This is a genomic window from Nocardiopsis nanhaiensis, from assembly GCF_054778635.1.
In genome coordinates, this window is record NZ_BAAGZJ010000061.1 from 1 (window position 1) to 14,392 (window position 14,392).

Here is a 14,392-nt window from a genome sequence, read left to right on the forward strand (position 1 = left end):
GGCACGGGCGGGCCGTGCGGGCGGGGCCTGGCGGGCGCGTTCCCGCACCGGGGCGGACTCGGCCGCCGCCTGCGGCCCCTTCTCCCGGCCCTGCTCCTTGCCTTCCGCAGGGCTCTGCTCCGTGCTCTGGTCCGGGCCCTCCTCCGGTCCGGTGACGCGCACGCCGCGGTCGGCGAGGTCCTCGGCGACCCTGATCCCCTGGACGCGGCCGCGCAGGCGGCGTGCGGCGGCCGACCCCTCTTCCGCAGCGGGCTCGGGCCGGGAGGCCGGCTCGGGGGCGGACATGATCTCCTCCGCGCGGCGCCTACCGTCCGGGCCGCTCGACGAGCGCTCCCTCGGGCGGACCGCCTCGGAGAGTTCGGAACTGCTCATGGCTCCGGTGTCGCTGGAGGCGTAGGCCCCCTTGGAGGTCAGACCGAGCGGGGTGTGTCCAGAGGAGGCGCGCAGCTGGGCGAACCACTCGTCGCGGTCGCGCTGCTCCTCCTCCTCGGTGACGTAGACCGGCTCTCCGAAGTCGTGTTCCGGCGACAGCTCGCCCTCGGAGGAGTCCCCCCGGTCCCCGTCCCCGCGGGCACGGCCGTGGTCGCCGCCGTCCTGGTCGCGGTCCGGGGGCGGTGTGTCGAGGCCGAAACCGAAGTAGTTCAGGACGCGGCGTCCCACCCCGCGGGGACGCTCGCCTCCGTGCTCGGGAAGGTCGGTGGCGGCGGCACGGTGTTCGAACCACTCGTTCTCGTCCTTCTGCTCCGCCACTGCCTCGGCCTCCTCGCTCGGGGGGTTCCCGGAGCGGGCCGAGTTCTGCGCGCCCGACGTGGCGGCGGCAGCGACGGGGACCTTCCGGGCGGGGGTGTCCTCTGGGGCGTCGGGTTCCGGAACGGACGCGGGCTCGGGAGCGGAAACGGGAGAGCCTGTGGACACAGGGGTGGGCTCGGGGGTGGGCACCCCGCGCAGCGGCGGGGCGGCCTCACGGGCCGCCCGGAGCTCGCGGGACGTCCGGAGGCGGCCTTCCACGCGATCCTCTGGGAGGGCTTCCCCGACCGCCTCGTCGACCGCCTCGACCCCTGCGTCGGCCGCCTCCTCGGCTTCGGGGTCCAAGGCCTCCTCGGCCTGGGCACGGCGGGCGGCGCTCCGGGTCAGCGGCAGGGGACCGGCGTCGGGGTGGCGGTGCCACACGCGCACCGAGACCCGGATCTCGGACGGCTCGTACTCGGGGGCCAGCCGGGTGAACACGCGGGCCTCCGTGAGGAAGCGCGCCTGCGAGATGAGCAGCTCGGTGAGGCGCTTGCCCTCGATCACCGGCCGGGTGGCGAGCACGGTGATCACACCCGGCGGGACGACCCAGAGCACCAGGTGCCAGCCGTTGCCGAAGTCGAACGGGGCGTTGACGATGCTCAGCAGCACCACCCAGAGCGCGAACACCCCCAGGGCGACCCCGAAGGTCCCCACCGGAAGTGGCATGGGCAGCCGGAAATCGTAGAGCTTGTACAGCCGCTTCTCGATACGCCAGATGTTGGTGTACGTGGGCAGATCCACGTTTCCGGCCTCCCTCGCCTGTTCCGGCCCTATTCCGTCGACACACCCATCGCTCGGGCGATCGCCACCGCGATGACCTCGATGATGCCGGGGACGTAGAAGACGATCCCGATGAAGATCGCCAGGATGATGAACTGCATGAAGCGCGTGATCTCCCTGGTGAACAGGAAGAAGATCGCCACGATGGACACGATGACGAGGAAGAGCGGCCCGAAGAAACCACGGAGGAAGTCCGCGAGGCCGCCGGTGTCCGGGGCGTCCTCGGTGGGGGTGGTCTCGACCGCGAGGGAGATCAGGTCAGCGCTGCCGACGGCCGTCACGGCGTCGGCTGTGGAGGACAACAGGGGGAGCATGTCAGGCGCCTTCCTCCGCTGCCGTTACTGGTGTGCGCATGGTTCTTCTCATCTCCTTGCCTACAGGCCCCGTTCCCATCCGGTCATCCGCCGAACGAGTGCGGGGCACCCTGGATGTCACGCACGTACCACTCGTTACCCGAGTTCACGATCGTGACCAGGTAGTTCTGCACCATCTGCCCCGTTTCGCCGCCCGCATCGGCGGGCTCGGCGGAGGGAACGGACCAGACCACGGTGGCCGCCACCTGTCGTACGTCATCATCCCCGGTCGTGGACTGGGATGGCACCGTGACATCGGACAGTTCGTGGAATTCCAGGCTGTTCTCGGGCAGAGGGGTGAAAGTGGCGCCCGGTTCCATATACCGGTCGAGGTGGCCGGGCTCCTCCGCGTAGGCCTCGAAGAAACCGGGGAGCACGTCGTCGATCTGCTCGGCGACCTCCGGATCCTCGTCGAAGGAGGGCGCTTCGGGCAGGTCGGCCTGGTTGGGTGCGGCGAGCAGGGCGGGGCGGCCGGAGACCACGAGGGCGTCGCCGTCTGCGTAGACGGGCACCTCCAGGCTCATGGCCTCGTTGTTGACGTCGGCGCGCACGCTCACCACGGCGTTGTGTTCGTCGCTGGCATCCACCGCGACCACGGTGAGGTTGTCCCCCGCGAGGCTGTCGGCGGGCAGGTTCAGATCGCCGGCCTCCCCCTCTGGGACGAAGGCGGCCAGTTCGGACTGGCGGGCCTCGGGGTCGGAGGTGTCGAGGTAGGCGTCGGCGAAACGCAGCGCGAAGGCCGCGGCGGAGGCTTCGGGGAAGTCGGCGGTCTCCACGGCCTCCGGCTCGGCCGCGCTCGAGGGCAGGGAGAAACCGTTCTGGATGGGGAACCAGATGCCGTTGAAGACGACGACGATGATGAACGCCCACAGCAGGACCCGACCCACGCCGACCCACCAGCGCCCGCCCGCGCCCGCGCGCGCCTTCCGGGGGCGGGGGGCGTCGAGGTCTTCGTCGACGTCGTCCGACCGGTCCCGCACCGCGGTGTCGCGCCGCGACGTCTTGGCCATCCCCGCCTCCTGCACACAGTGATGCGCCGGCCCCTGCGCCGACGCCCGGTGTTCCTCGCGCCGTTGCCGACGCATCCGCCATGCCCTTGTCTACCCCATCCCTATAGTGAGGCATTGTGCGGGTTGGGAGCGCCCAGGGCGAGACCGTGTTTCCCGATCGGGGGCACATTGCACCCCACGGAAGAACCGGCCAAAAATGCCAGAGCAGGACAATTCTCCACAGAAACCTCTGCACAGAGGTGCAGGTGAGTCGCATTTCCGGCCAGACCGTAAAGGGATTAGTCACCCGATGGAGAGCAAGGTGTGGCCTCCAAGCACCCCCTCCTCCCCCATCCGTCCCGGACATCCCCGCCCATACCCAAACCGGAGCATTCCGCCAGCAGTGACCTGATTCACCTCTAAGATGTCCGGATGCTCCCCCGCCGCCCCCTCCCCCGCGCCCTCCTCGCCCTCTTCGCCGCACTCGCTGTAGCGCACCTGGCGGTCCAACTACTCGGATTGGACGCCTGGACCCGCCCGACCCAGGTGTTCCTCATGCCCGCCCTGCTGCTGGTGGTCGCCGGGGCCACCGGGCGGCCCCACAGCAGACTGGTCGTCCTGGCGATGGTCGCGCTGGCGTTCTCCTGGCTCGGCGACACCGCCCCGGCGTTCGCGACGGGAGACACCGCTTTCCTGCTGATGGTGGGCTTCTTCCTGGTCGCCCAGGTGGTGTACACGGCGGCGTTCTGGCCCTACCGGGCCGAGAGCGTGCTGTGGCGGCGCCGGTGGCTGGTGGCTCCCTACGCCGGGTTCGTGGGGGTCCTGGTGTGGGTGTGCGCGCCGCACGCCGGCGGGCTGCTGGTCCCGGTGCTGCTGTACGGCCTCGTGCTGGGCCTGATGGCCCTGCTGGCCACCGGCCTGGGCCGCTGGGTGGCGGTCGGCGCCGCCCTGTTCCTGGTTTCTGACGCACTGATCGCCCTGCGCGCCTTCACACCCGGCTGGGACGACCTGCCCTTGGGCGGCTTCTGGGTGATGAGCACCTACATCGCCGCGCAGACCCTCATCGTGCTGGGCCTCCTCGCCCGCCCGCGCGCCCGGGCCGAGAGGGTCGCCGCGGCCGCCTAGAGTGCGCGGCCGCCCGGAGCGTCAGTAGTGGTAGCGGGCCACCAGAATGACGATCTCCCGGTCCGTCACCAGGTACACGAGGCGGTGCTCGTCATCGATCCGCCTCGACCACGCACCGGGCAGGTGGCACTTGAGCGGCTCGGGTTTACCCAGCCCGGTGAACGGGTCCCGGCGCACGTCCTCGATCAGCTTGTTGATCCGCACGAGCATCTTGCGGTCGGTCTTGAGCCAGGACGTGTAGTCGGCCCAACCGTGGTCCTCGAAATCCAGCCTCCTCACTCTTCCTCCGAGGGGTCTACAAGTGCGCGTTCGGTGACGGCTCCGCCGACGGCGTTCTCGTAGGACTCGAGCAGACGGCGGGCGTTCGCGGGCGAGCGCAGGAGGTAGGCGCCCTCACGGAGCGCAGCGTAGTCCTCAGCGGAGACGAGAACCGCGTTTCCGTGCTTGGAGACGATCTCCACGGCGTCGTGATCGTCGTTGACCTGCTTGATCAAGGGGAAGGGTGATCTGCGCGCTTCGCTCGCGGTGATGGCCATGCTGTGACCCCCCCAGGTCGTAGTGGTACGAGATGCGGTACCACTGCCCAGCACGAACGAAGGACGGCTCGATCGGGCCGCCCTTCGATGACTTCGCCTGTGACCCTCGTCATATCGGCTCAGATGGGTTACCCTCCCCGCCACGGATCAATTCATCAGATGATTGATCGCGAGCCGCCGCAGGAGGCATCCGTGAACGCACCCCAGCGCCCACCTGTCAGCCAAGAAGGGACCAAGAGGTTCCTGCACCCGGGGATGCGGCTCCCCTTCGTCCTGCTAGTCACCTGCTTCGCCGCGTGGGGACTGGCGGGCAACCTGACCGACCCGCTGGTCGCGGTGTTCGGGTCCGTGTTCTCCATGGGTGCGTTCCAGTCCGCACTGGTCCAGTTCGCCTACTACGGCGCCTACTTCGCGCTCGCCCTGCCCGCGGCCTGGATCAACTCACGGCTCGGGTACAAGGGCGGGGTCCTCATCGGGCTGGCGCTCGCCGCGAGCGGCGGCATGCTGTTCCTCCCCGCGGCCAACGTGATGACCTACTCGATGTTCCTGCTGGCACTGTTCACCCTCGCCGCGGGCCTGTCCATCCTGGAGACGTCGGCCAACCCCTACGTCATGGCCATGGGACCCAGCGGCTCCGCCACGCGCAGGCTGAACTTCGCCCAGGCGTTCAACCCGGTGGGCTCCAACCTCGGGGTACTCCTCGCCGCGCTGTTCATCCTCCCCCACGTCAACCCCGCGACCGCGGACGAGCGGGCCGCGCTCTCGCAAGGCGAGCTGGAGGCGATGCGCTCCGCCGAACTCCAGGCGGTCATGGGCCCCTACATCGCCCTGGCCGTGCTCTACATCCTGATCGCGGTCGCGATCGCCACGGCCAAGGTGCCCCCGCGCAAGTCCCTCGTGTCGGACCGCAGGGCCGGGTTCACCAAGCCGAGCGGCTCCCGGCTCCTGCGGCTGGTCCGCAACCGCCGGTACTCCTTCGGAGTGGTCGCCCAGTTCTTCAACATCGCCGCGCAGACCTGCGTCTGGACCTTCACGATCCACTACGTGGTGGAGACCCTGGACGCCAGCCAGACCACCGCCGGGTACTGGCTGCAGGCCTCCCTCCTCGTCTTCCTCGTCTCGCGCTTCGTGATGGTCGCGCTGATGGTCCGCTACGACCCCCGCAAGCTCATGACGCTCATGTGCGTCTTGGGGGTGACCCTCTCACTGGTCGCGGTGGTCTCCGGGAACATCGTCGGCGCGGTGTCGGTGGTCCTGCTGAGCGCCTGCATCTCGCTGCTCTTCCCCACGATCTACGGCATCGCGCTCAAGGGCCTGGGCGGCGACACCAAGTACGGAGCGGCCGGGCTGGTGATGGCGATCGTCGGCGGGGCCCTGGTCCCACTGCTGCAAGGATGGACGGTCGACGCCTCCTCCGCCCAACTGAGCTTCCTGGTCGTGACCGGCTGCTTCCTGGTGATCGTCGGCTACGGCGTGTACGTCCTGCGCGTCCCCACCGGGGAGGCCGAGGACGCGGCCGACGCCGAGCAGGACCGCGAAGTATGACCCCACCGGCGGCGGTTCCCGCCCGCGCAGGCCCCGTCGGCGGGCCCCTGGAGGTCAGTCGTCCAGGTGGGCGGCCACCTGCGCGAGGTGGTTGTACATGGCCGCGCGGGCCGCGACCGGATCCCCCGAGGCGACGGCCGCCAGGATCGCCAGGTGCTCCTGGTGCGTCGTCACCAAGCGCCCGGAGCGGTGCATGGACTGCCACATCCGCATCCGCAGCGTGGGGCGGGCCACGGCGTCGATCAGCGCCCCGAGGATCGGGTTCCGGGAGACCTCCGCGAGTTCTCGGTGGAACCGCAGGTCCTTGTCCATCGCCGCCTCGTGGTCGAGCTCTTCGATCGCCGGTTCGGCCGACTCCAACAGGGCCGACAGCCGCTCCACGTCCTCGTCCGAGCGGCGGGTGGCCGCCATCCCGGCCGACTCCACCTCCAGGGACCTGCGCACGACGTGCAGGTCGTGGGTCGACTGGCCGCCCTGCAGCCCGGACCAGAACACCAGCGGACGCAACAGCAGGTGCGGATCGAGCGGGGTCACCGTCGTGCCCGAGCCCTGCCGGGTCTCCAGCACGCCCATGGCGACGAGAGCCCGCACCCCCTCGCGCAGGGAGCTGCGCGAGACCCCGAACCGCTCCGCCAGCAGCGATTCGACGGGTAGGCGGTCCCCCGGCCCCACCTCTCCGGACACGAGCATGTCCTGGATCCCCTGGACGACCACGTCGTACTGGGACGGATGGCGCTCGGGGATCCGGCGCGGGGACGCGTCATCGCTCATGGGGACTCTCGGTGCTCGCCGGATCGGACCGGAACGGGTGGTGCGGGTTCAGACCCCTAGGCTAGACTCAAATACATCAGATGACTGGGAGGTTCGTGGGTGGCCCACATCACCTCGATCGACCTGGTCGACGTCCGGTTCCCCACCTCGGAGTCGCTCGACGGCTCCGACGCGATGAACCACGACGCCGACTACTCCGCCGCCTATCTTCGACTCAACACCGACGACGACGCCCTGTACGGCTGCGGCTTCACCTTCACCATCGGCCGCGGCAACGACATCTGCCTGCGGGCCATAGACGCACTCTCCGCACGCCTCATCGGACGCGACGCCGCCGAACTCGGCCGACGCCCCGGGGACGCCTACCGGGAACTGGCCGCCGACTCCCAGCTCCGCTGGCTCGGCCCCGACAAGGGCGTGGTGCACCTGGCCCGAGCCGCCGTCCTGAACGCCCTCTGGGACCTCGCGGCACGCGCGGCCGGCCTGCCGCTGTGGCAGCTCGTCTGCGACATGGACCCCGAAGCGCTCGTCGACGCACTCGACCTGAGCTACCTCTCCGACGCGCTCACCCGCGACGAGGCGGTCGCCATGCTGCGCGACCAGCGCCCCCACCACGCCCAACGGATCGAGCAGCTGGGCCGCGACGGCTCCCCCTGCTACACCACGTCGGCCGGGTGGATGGGGTACTCCGACGCCAAGCTCGAACGCCTGTGCCGCCAAGCCGTCGCCGACGGCTACCGGCACGTGAAACTCAAGGTCGGCGCCGACCCCGCCGACGACGAACGCCGCATCGCCGTCGCCCGTGCCGCCATCGGGCCCGACACCCGCCTGATGATCGACGCCAACCAGGTGTGGGACGTCCCCGAAGCCGTCGAACGGGTCAAGGCGCTCACCCACCACGACCTCCTGTGGATCGAGGAGCCCACCAGCCCCGACGACGTCCTCGGCCACCGCGCCATCGCCGACGCCGTACGCCCCGACGGTGTCGGGGTGGCCACCGGCGAGCACGGCATGAACCGCGTCCTCTTCAAGCAGATGCTGCAGGCCGACGCCCTGGACTTCGTCCAGATCGACTCGTGCCGGTTGGCCAGCGTCAACGAGATCGTCCCCGTCCTGCTGATGGCCCGGAAGTTCGGCAAGCCGGTGTGCCCGCACGCCGGGGGCGTGGGCCTGTGCGAGCTGGTCAACCACCTGGTGGTGATCGACCACGTCGCGGTCTCCGGCCCGGTCGAGGGCCGGGTCACCGAGTTCGTCGACCACCTGCACGAACACTTCGCGGACCCCTGCGTGGTCCGCGACGGCGCCTACACCCTGCCCCGGGCACCGGGGTACTCCTCGGAGATCCGCCCGGAATCGCTCGCCGCCTGGTCCTGGCCGCACGGCTCGGAGTGGGTCCGGCGCGGCGGCGCCCCGACCAGCGGCCAGCGTTGAGGGGAGCTCCGTGATCACCGACGCCCACCTGCACACCTGGGACACCGCCGCGGTCGGGATCGGCTGGCTGGCCGAAGCGGGCCTGCCCGGACGCGCTCCCCTCCCGGATGATCCCGGCCCCCGCCGCTACGTGCTCGTGGAAGCCGACGCCGACGAGCGCTGGCAGGAGACCGCCTGGCTCGCCGGCGTCGCCCGGCGGGACCGCCGGGTCCACGGGGTCGTGGCCGGAGCCGCCCTCGAAGGCTCGGGAGCCGCGGCCGAACTGGACCGGCTGGCGGAACTGCCGGAGGTCGTCGGGGTCCGGCGGCTCCTCCAGGACCGGGGACTCTTCACGGATCCGGGCCTGCTCGGCGGGCTGCGGCTCCTGGCCGAGCGGGGGCTGCCCTTCGACGCCTGCGTCCGGGCCCCCGAACTGCCCGAACTCACCGGCCTGCTCGCCCGGGTCCCCGAGCTCGCCGTGGTCCTCGACCACATGGGCAAACCCCCGGTGGGGGACACCGCGGCCCTGCGCCGCTGGGAGGCGGACCTGGCCCGGACGGCCGAACTCCCGCACGTGCACTGCAAGCTCTCCGGGCTGCCCGCCGAATGCCCGGACGGTATCGTGCCCGACTCAGTGGTCGAGGAAGTCGTCGGCCACGCCCTGCGGGTCTTCGGCTCCGGCCGCTGCATGGTCGGCAGCGACCGCCCGGTCAGCCGGGACCGGGCCCCGGGCCGGGGGCCGGACCGGGACTGGTGCGCACGTGTGCTCGACTTCGTTCCGGGCGACCAACGGGAGCGGTTGGCCCACCTCAACGCCTCGAAGGTCTACCGGAGGGCGCGATGACACCCGAGAGCGGTCCCCCTTCCCCCCGGCCTGCCGGGCACCCGCCCCGGCCCCTACCCGACCGCCTCAACGCAGCCTTCGGCCGCCCGGGGTTCGGCACGGCCCAGTTCGGCAACCTCGGCGGCGAGATCGACGCAGCGGCCTGCCTCGACGCCGTGGACGCGGCGTGGGACCTCGGGGTGCGCTACTTCGACACCGCACCCCACTACGGTCTGGGACTGTCCGAGACACGGCTCGGCCGGGCGCTCGAGGGAAGGCCCGAGGGAAGCTACGCCGTCTCCACCAAGGTCGGGCGGCTGCTGAGGCCCAATCCCCGCCCCACCGGCAGCGACCGGGCGGAGGGCTTCCACGTGGCCGACACGCTCACCCGCGAGCACGACCTCTCCGCCGACGGCGTCCACCGCAGCCTCGAGGAATCCCTCGAACGGCTGGGCACGGACTCCGTCGACATCGTGTGGATCCACGACCCCGAGGAGACCGACGGCGGCGAAGCGCTCAGCGGGGCCGTTCCGGCGCTGGAACGCCTGCGCGACGAGGGCGCCATCGCCGCGTGGGGTGTCGGCTCCAAGGACCCGGTGGCGATCAAGTACTTCGTCGACCGCGCCGCCCCGGACCTGGTCATGCTCGCGGGCCGCTACACCCTGCTGGAACAGGAGCGGGTGGGGCTGATGTCGGCCTGCCTGGACCGCGGGGTCGGCGTGGTCGCCGTGGGCGCCTTCAACTCGGGGCTGCTCGCCCACGACCGGCCGCCGGACGACGCCTGGTACGAGTACGCCCCCGCCCAGCCCCGGGTAGTGGAGCGGGCAAGGGTGCTCGCCGCGGTCGCTCGCGAACACGGCGTCAGCCTGCCGCAGGCCGCGCTGGCCTTCCCCCGCAGGCACCCCGCCGTCGTCAACGTGACCGTCGGGATGCCCACCCCGGGACAGGTGGCGGAGAACCTGGCCCTGACCGGCGCGGACATCCCCGAAGAGTTCTGGACGGACCTCGGTGCACGAGGCCTGACGAAGGAGGACAAGTGAAGCTGACGCGACGGGGCGAGCCGGGACGCGAGGTCCCGGTCGCCGAAATCGACGGCGTCGCCTGGGACGCGACACCGGTCGGGGACTTCGACCCGGAATTCTGGGCGAACGACGGCCCGAGGCGGCTGCGCAGGCTCGCGGACACCGGCGAACTCCGCGCCTGGGCCGACGGGGACTCCGCGAACCTGCGGTACGGTGCCCCGGTGCGCGCACCCTCCGCGGTCATCTGCATCGGGCAGAACTACGCGGCGCACGCCGCCGAGTCCGGCTCCCCGCCGCCCGAACGGCCCATCGTCTTCCTCAAGACCCCGAACACCCTCGCCGGCCCCGACGACGCCGTCACCCTCGCCCGCGGTTCCGAGAAGACCGACTGGGAGGTCGAGCTCGGCATCGTCATCGGCTCCCCCGCCGCCTACTGCGACACGGCCGCGGAGGCCGCGCGGCACATCGGCGGCTTCGTGCTCGCCAACGACCTGTCCGAGCGGACGTTCCAGTTCGAGGAGTCCGGGGGCCAGTGGAGCAAGGGCAAGTGCAGTCCCGGCTACATGCCGCTCGGCCCGTGGGTGGTCACCGCGGACGCGTTCGAGTCCGGCGACGTGCGCCTGCGCTCCTGGGTCAACGGCGAGCCGCGACAGGACTCGCGCACCTCGGACATGATCTTCGGCTGCGGCGAACTGGTTCGCGACCTGTCCCAGTACATGCGGCTCGAACCCGGCGACGTGGTCTCCACGGGTACGCCCCAGGGCGTGGCGCTGTCCGGGAAGTACCCCTACCTGCGGCCAGGCGACGTGGTCGAGGTGGAAATCGGGGGGTTGGGACGACAGCGGCAAGTGTGCCGGGCGTGGGAGGGGCAGCGGTGAGCGGCCGGTTCGCGGGGCGCAAGGCCGTGGTGACCGGCGGGGCCTCCGGCATCGGCCGGGCCACCGCGGACCTGCTCGCCGCCGAGGGAGCAGAGGTGGCGGTGCTCGACCCGGTCCGGCCCGAGCCCCGGGACCACCCGCACCTCTGGGAAGAGTGCGACGTCTCCGACAGCGCCTCCGTCGAAGGCGCGGTGAACAGCGCGGTCCGGGCTCTCGGAGGCCTCGACGTCCTGGTCAACAACGCGGGTGTCGGTGCGCAGGGGGACGTCACCGCCAACTCCGACGAAGAGTGGCAGCGGGTCCTGGACGTGAACGTCGTCGGTATGGCCCGTACCGCCCGGGCCGCACTCCCCCACCTACGCGCCTCCGATGCCGCCTCGATCACCCACACGGCGTCGATCGCCGCCACGGCGGGCCTGCCGGACCGGGTGCTGTACTCGGCCACGAAGGGCGCGGTGATGGCCATGAGCGCCGCGATGGCCGCCGACCACGTCCGCGAGGGCGTGCGGGTCAACTGTGTGGCGCCGGGCACCGCGGACACCCCGTGGATCGGCAGGCTGCTGGACCGGGCGGCGGACCCCGGGGCCGAACGGGCGGCCCTGGAGTCCAGGCAGCCCCACGGGCGATTGGTCAGCGCGGAGGAGGTGGCCCGAGCGGTGGCCTACCTCGCCGACCCCCTCAACCGGTCCACCGTGGGTGTGTGCCTGGCGGTGGACGGCGGAATGGACGCGATCCGGCCGCGGGCGCGGTAGCGGGGCCGATGAGCGGGGATCGGTGGCCGGAGCGGCACTGGGGCCGCATGCGGACACAGCGGAGGAGCTGAGGCGGGGCGGTCCGACCAGGTCGGGCCGCCCCGAGTGGTATTCGCCGATGCTCTGGCCGCATGAGGACAGCTATTCTTATTGCCTTTCTCTCGACCGCTCTTGCAATCTGTTTCCGTTGCCTTGAGCGACAGCCCAGGAAACGAACAAACTCCCCCTGGAACCGGGCATCCATTCGGAACCGAGTTCCCATAATTCGCTCGCATTCCCCCAGAAACAGCCCCCCAGCAGGACGAACGCAAGCCCAACCCGTCCTCACCAGAAGCATCAACGGATCAACCAAGCTTTGATCGACAGCCGCGCGAATAACCGGAACCAGAAAGGATCCCCCATGAAGTTCACTGGCCTGACCGCGATCGCAAGCGTGTTCACCCTGGCGATAGTAGGCGTCCTTGGCGGCCCCGGCATCGCAGGAGCCGCCACGCCCACAAGCACCACGGAAGACTCAGGGAATCCGGAGGGAATCGACCTGAGCGAAATCCCGGACGAGGGCGCCGAAGCCCTGGATTGCTACGCCGGGGGCCACGAATGGACCACGAGCGAGTCCAGCAGTCGCTACGTCCCGGCCGGCTGGCCCGCCGGGGAATGGTTCACCACCACGGGCATCTGCAACGACATCAACGTCATCATCGACAATAGTACGCCCTCGTATGTCTGGGTGTGCTTCAATCCGAGTTCAGGCGATCCCTACTGCCAGGACGATATCGATCGCACTTACGTCAGGAGTTCAATCTGGACCGTCGTCGCCACAGACGTCGCCCCCGGCACGCAGTTCAAACTCAGGTTCGACCACTCGTCTGACGTCGCCGGCCGGGTAGCAAGCTAGCCGGACCCGCTGGAAACCCCTAGGCCAAGTCCCGGCCGGGTGGCCACAGTCCGCCCGGCCGGGCCGCTCACCGCCGACGGCACTACCGGGGCGACAGCCCTCCCGTAGGGTGCGCGGCATGGACCAACGACTCTCCCTCGTCACCCTAGGCGTGCGCGACGTCGCGCGCGCCGGGGACTTCTACGAGGCCGTGGGCTTCGAGCGCCGCCACGACCTCGGCAACATCGTCTTCCTCCCCACCACCGGAACGGTCCTGGCCCTGTACGGCTGGGACGAGCTGGCCGCCGACGCGGGCCTGCCCGCCGCGGGCGAGGGCTTCCGCGGGGTGACCCTGGCGGTGAACCTGGACTCGGCGGTCGGCGTCGACCAGACCTTCGCCGCCTGGCTCGCGGCGGGCGCCTCGAGCGTGCGCGCCCCCGTCGCCAAGGAGTGGGGCGGCTACTCCGGCTACCTGTCCGATCCCGACGGGCACCTGTGGGAGGTCGCGCACAATCCCTCGCACGAACTGATGCGGCTGGATGAGGACGGAAGGCTCACCCTGGCCCGGAAGCGGGACTGAACCGTTCCCGGAGGCGGCGCCGCGGTTCGGAAAACAGCGGGGGAGGGCCGAAGGCTCGGCCCGCCCCCCCCGTGCGATGTCGGATGGGTCAGACGTTGAAGCGGAACTCGACCGCGTTCCGTCACCGAATGACCTTGGTTGGACAGGCTCTCACTTACACGGACCTATGCAGCGATTCGCCTTCGCGTGAGACCTTAGCGGAGCCTCTCATCAGGTGACCTGCTAGCAAAGTCAACCACGTCAAACCGATGGTCACCGCGATACGCTGCAGCAGCCCTGCCACCTCGCCCAGCCCTCCCTCCTGGCCTGTTCCGGCAAGCGACAACGTGAACAGCACCACGAAGCACACTCCGCTGACCGCAGAGTAGACAGCCCATCCCCCTTGCCGCGAATCGCCGGCTGAGGACAAAGTGCCCGACGGCCAGACCGGCGACGGCAACCAGCGCGCACAGTGCATGCAGGTTTCCAGAGATGGTCGGTTCTTCCACGGGTGGAGTCCCAGGCGGGTACCCGCTGAGTGAATCCGCCGGAAAGATCCCTGCACCAATGAAGGCAACTCCCCACAGGCCGATGAACACAGCGCCGACGGTGGAGCCAGCGGTGCCGGACAAGCGCGGCAACAGTGCGGCGGCAAATACCAGGCTGAGCGCACCGCCCACCACAAAGTGAGTGGTCTGGATCCACCCCAGGTCACCCAGCACCAGCGCACTGGTGGGATTGCGCAGTACATCGAACCCGGGATAAGTCAGCGATTGAATCCACATAAGACCTACGATGAATGGCCCCGCTACCAGCCCACAGGTTCGGAGTGATACCGCCAGGAGGCGGCTCGCAGGCTCACTTGCCACACTGGAGATCCTTATCTGAATTCGGCTTGGGACGGCCCGCATGCTGAAACGGCGGGAGCGAAGCAGAATGACACCGGGTCTACATCTGACGTTGAAGCGTAACTCAACCACTTGCCCCAAGGCGCTTGTTCTTCGCCCGGTCGAGGCGATCGGTGTAGACCGAGTATCCCGCGTAGTGGGAGTTGCGGAGGATGCCGAGCACGGTGGACGGGTGCCAGGGCCCGTCGTCGGAGACGTCTCTGAGGGTGAGCCCGTCGGTAGCGCGGCGCTCGTTGCGCTCGAGCATCACCGTGAGGGTGTGGCGGGGCAGATGCGGG

General features: G+C 70.2%; 17 protein-coding genes. 9 read left to right on the forward strand and 8 right to left on the reverse strand.

All coding sequences use genetic code 11. The features are described 5' to 3' along the window. The 3 genes from ACYVD1_RS24330 to ACYVD1_RS24340 form a co-directional block, all read right to left on the reverse strand. Window positions 1-1,530, reverse strand: a 1,530-nt coding sequence (locus tag ACYVD1_RS24330; RefSeq protein WP_460776813.1) for a conjugal transfer protein, incomplete at its 3' end; no start/stop codon positions are given. A 29-nt stretch (window positions 1,531-1,559) separates the two neighbouring features. Next, window positions 1,560-1,883: a hypothetical protein gene (locus ACYVD1_RS24335; RefSeq protein WP_460745630.1), complete on the reverse strand. Its 324-nt coding sequence runs from the start codon at window positions 1,881-1,883 to the stop codon at window positions 1,560-1,562. Window positions 1,884-1,966: 83 nt separating this feature from the next. Further along, window positions 1,967-2,932, reverse strand: coding sequence for a conjugal transfer protein (locus tag ACYVD1_RS24340; protein WP_460776814.1), 966 nt, complete (start codon window positions 2,930-2,932; stop codon window positions 1,967-1,969). A gap of 411 nt (window positions 2,933-3,343) precedes the next feature. Here ACYVD1_RS24340 and ACYVD1_RS24345 point away from each other — a divergent pair, with 411 nt between their 5' ends. Further along, on the forward strand, window positions 3,344-4,036 hold the full coding sequence (locus ACYVD1_RS24345) for a lysoplasmalogenase family protein (RefSeq protein WP_460776815.1): 693 nt from the start codon (window positions 3,344-3,346) through the stop codon (window positions 4,034-4,036). A gap of 21 nt (window positions 4,037-4,057) precedes the next feature. Here ACYVD1_RS24345 and ACYVD1_RS24350 read toward each other — a convergent pair whose 3' ends face one another. Continuing rightward, the gene (locus ACYVD1_RS24350) at window positions 4,058-4,315 is read right to left on the reverse strand and encodes a Txe/YoeB family addiction module toxin (protein WP_460776816.1); all 258 of its coding nucleotides are present in this window, start codon (window positions 4,313-4,315) and stop codon (window positions 4,058-4,060) included. After that, window positions 4,312-4,572 carry a type II toxin-antitoxin system Phd/YefM family antitoxin gene (locus ACYVD1_RS24355; RefSeq protein ID WP_460776817.1) on the reverse strand — a complete coding sequence of 87 codons (261 nt, stop codon included), beginning with the start codon at window positions 4,570-4,572 and terminating at the stop codon, window positions 4,312-4,314. Before ACYVD1_RS24355 ends, ACYVD1_RS24350 begins: the two co-directional genes overlap by 4 nt. Window positions 4,573-4,764: 192 nt before the next feature. On the opposite strand from ACYVD1_RS24355, the gene fucP reads away from it, so the two are divergent. Then, a complete protein-coding gene (gene fucP, locus ACYVD1_RS24360) occupies window positions 4,765-6,117 on the forward strand; it encodes an L-fucose:H+ symporter permease (protein ID WP_460776818.1) in 1,353 nt (450 codons plus the stop codon). A gap of 54 nt (window positions 6,118-6,171) precedes the next feature. Here the strand turns inward: fucP and ACYVD1_RS24365 are convergent, their stop codons facing one another. After that, the gene (locus ACYVD1_RS24365; protein ID WP_460776819.1) at window positions 6,172-6,888 is read right to left on the reverse strand and encodes a FadR/GntR family transcriptional regulator; all 717 of its coding nucleotides are present in this window, start codon (window positions 6,886-6,888) and stop codon (window positions 6,172-6,174) included. A gap of 99 nt (window positions 6,889-6,987) precedes the next feature. Between ACYVD1_RS24365 and ACYVD1_RS24370 the strand changes: the two genes are divergently transcribed. The 7 genes from ACYVD1_RS24370 to ACYVD1_RS24400 all read left to right on the forward strand — a co-directional run bounded on the left by ACYVD1_RS24370 (window position 6,988) and on the right by ACYVD1_RS24400 (window position 13,227). Beyond that, window positions 6,988-8,319, forward strand: a complete 1,332-nt coding sequence (locus tag ACYVD1_RS24370; RefSeq protein WP_460776820.1) for an enolase C-terminal domain-like protein — start codon at window positions 6,988-6,990, stop codon at window positions 8,317-8,319. 10 nt (window positions 8,320-8,329) lie between these two features. Further along, on the forward strand, window positions 8,330-9,142 hold the full coding sequence (locus tag ACYVD1_RS24375) for an amidohydrolase family protein (RefSeq protein ID WP_460776821.1): 813 nt from the start codon (window positions 8,330-8,332) through the stop codon (window positions 9,140-9,142). Beyond that, complete coding sequence (locus ACYVD1_RS24380; protein ID WP_460776822.1) at window positions 9,139-10,161, forward strand: aldo/keto reductase; 1,023 nt, start codon at window positions 9,139-9,141, stop codon at window positions 10,159-10,161. Before ACYVD1_RS24375 ends, ACYVD1_RS24380 begins: the two co-directional genes overlap by 4 nt. Continuing rightward, on the forward strand, window positions 10,158-11,021 hold the full coding sequence (locus ACYVD1_RS24385) for a fumarylacetoacetate hydrolase family protein (RefSeq protein ID WP_460776823.1): 864 nt from the start codon (window positions 10,158-10,160) through the stop codon (window positions 11,019-11,021). The genes ACYVD1_RS24380 and ACYVD1_RS24385 overlap by 4 nt, the downstream gene beginning before the upstream one ends. Further along, a complete protein-coding gene (locus tag ACYVD1_RS24390; protein WP_460776824.1) occupies window positions 11,018-11,773 on the forward strand; it encodes an SDR family NAD(P)-dependent oxidoreductase in 756 nt (251 codons plus the stop codon). Before ACYVD1_RS24385 ends, ACYVD1_RS24390 begins: the two co-directional genes overlap by 4 nt. A gap of 400 nt (window positions 11,774-12,173) precedes the next feature. Continuing rightward, window positions 12,174-12,668, forward strand: a complete 495-nt coding sequence (locus tag ACYVD1_RS24395; RefSeq protein ID WP_460776825.1) for a hypothetical protein — start codon at window positions 12,174-12,176, stop codon at window positions 12,666-12,668. A 118-nt stretch (window positions 12,669-12,786) separates the two neighbouring features. Next, window positions 12,787-13,227, forward strand: a complete 441-nt coding sequence (locus ACYVD1_RS24400) for a VOC family protein (RefSeq protein ID WP_460776826.1) — start codon at window positions 12,787-12,789, stop codon at window positions 13,225-13,227. 194 nt (window positions 13,228-13,421) lie between these two features. On the opposite strand, the gene ACYVD1_RS24405 is transcribed toward ACYVD1_RS24400, so the two are convergent. Beyond that, a complete protein-coding gene (locus ACYVD1_RS24405; RefSeq protein ID WP_460776827.1) occupies window positions 13,422-14,117 on the reverse strand; it encodes a DUF998 domain-containing protein in 696 nt (231 codons plus the stop codon). 61 nt (window positions 14,118-14,178) lie between these two features. Then, window positions 14,179-14,361, reverse strand: coding sequence for a recombinase family protein (locus ACYVD1_RS24410; RefSeq protein ID WP_460776828.1), 183 nt, complete (start codon window positions 14,359-14,361; stop codon window positions 14,179-14,181). Window positions 14,362-14,392 lie beyond the last annotated feature (31 nt).

Bases quoted from the DNA above. Each gene is read 5' to 3' on its own strand.
- ACYVD1_RS24400 (WP_460776826.1), top strand. From the start codon at position 12,787: ATGGACCAACGACTCTCCCTCGTCACCCTAGGCGTGCGCGACGTCGCG.
- ACYVD1_RS24355 (WP_460776817.1), bottom strand. From the start codon at position 4,572: ATGGCCATCACCGCGAGCGAAGCGCGCAGATCACCCTTCCCCTTGATC.
- ACYVD1_RS24410 (WP_460776828.1), bottom strand. From the start codon at position 14,361: ATGCTCGAGCGCAACGAGCGCCGCGCTACCGACGGGCTCACCCTCAGA.
- ACYVD1_RS24335 (WP_460745630.1), bottom strand. From the start codon at position 1,883: ATGCTCCCCCTGTTGTCCTCCACAGCCGACGCCGTGACGGCCGTCGGC.
- ACYVD1_RS24380 (WP_460776822.1), top strand. From the start codon at position 9,139: ATGACACCCGAGAGCGGTCCCCCTTCCCCCCGGCCTGCCGGGCACCCG.
- ACYVD1_RS24345 (WP_460776815.1), top strand. From the start codon at position 3,344: ATGCTCCCCCGCCGCCCCCTCCCCCGCGCCCTCCTCGCCCTCTTCGCC.
- ACYVD1_RS24395 (WP_460776825.1), top strand. From the start codon at position 12,174: ATGAAGTTCACTGGCCTGACCGCGATCGCAAGCGTGTTCACCCTGGCG.
- ACYVD1_RS24365 (WP_460776819.1), bottom strand. From the start codon at position 6,888: ATGAGCGATGACGCGTCCCCGCGCCGGATCCCCGAGCGCCATCCGTCC.
- ACYVD1_RS24405 (WP_460776827.1), bottom strand. From the start codon at position 14,117: ATGCGGGCCGTCCCAAGCCGAATTCAGATAAGGATCTCCAGTGTGGCA.
- ACYVD1_RS24340 (WP_460776814.1), bottom strand. From the start codon at position 2,932: ATGGCCAAGACGTCGCGGCGCGACACCGCGGTGCGGGACCGGTCGGAC.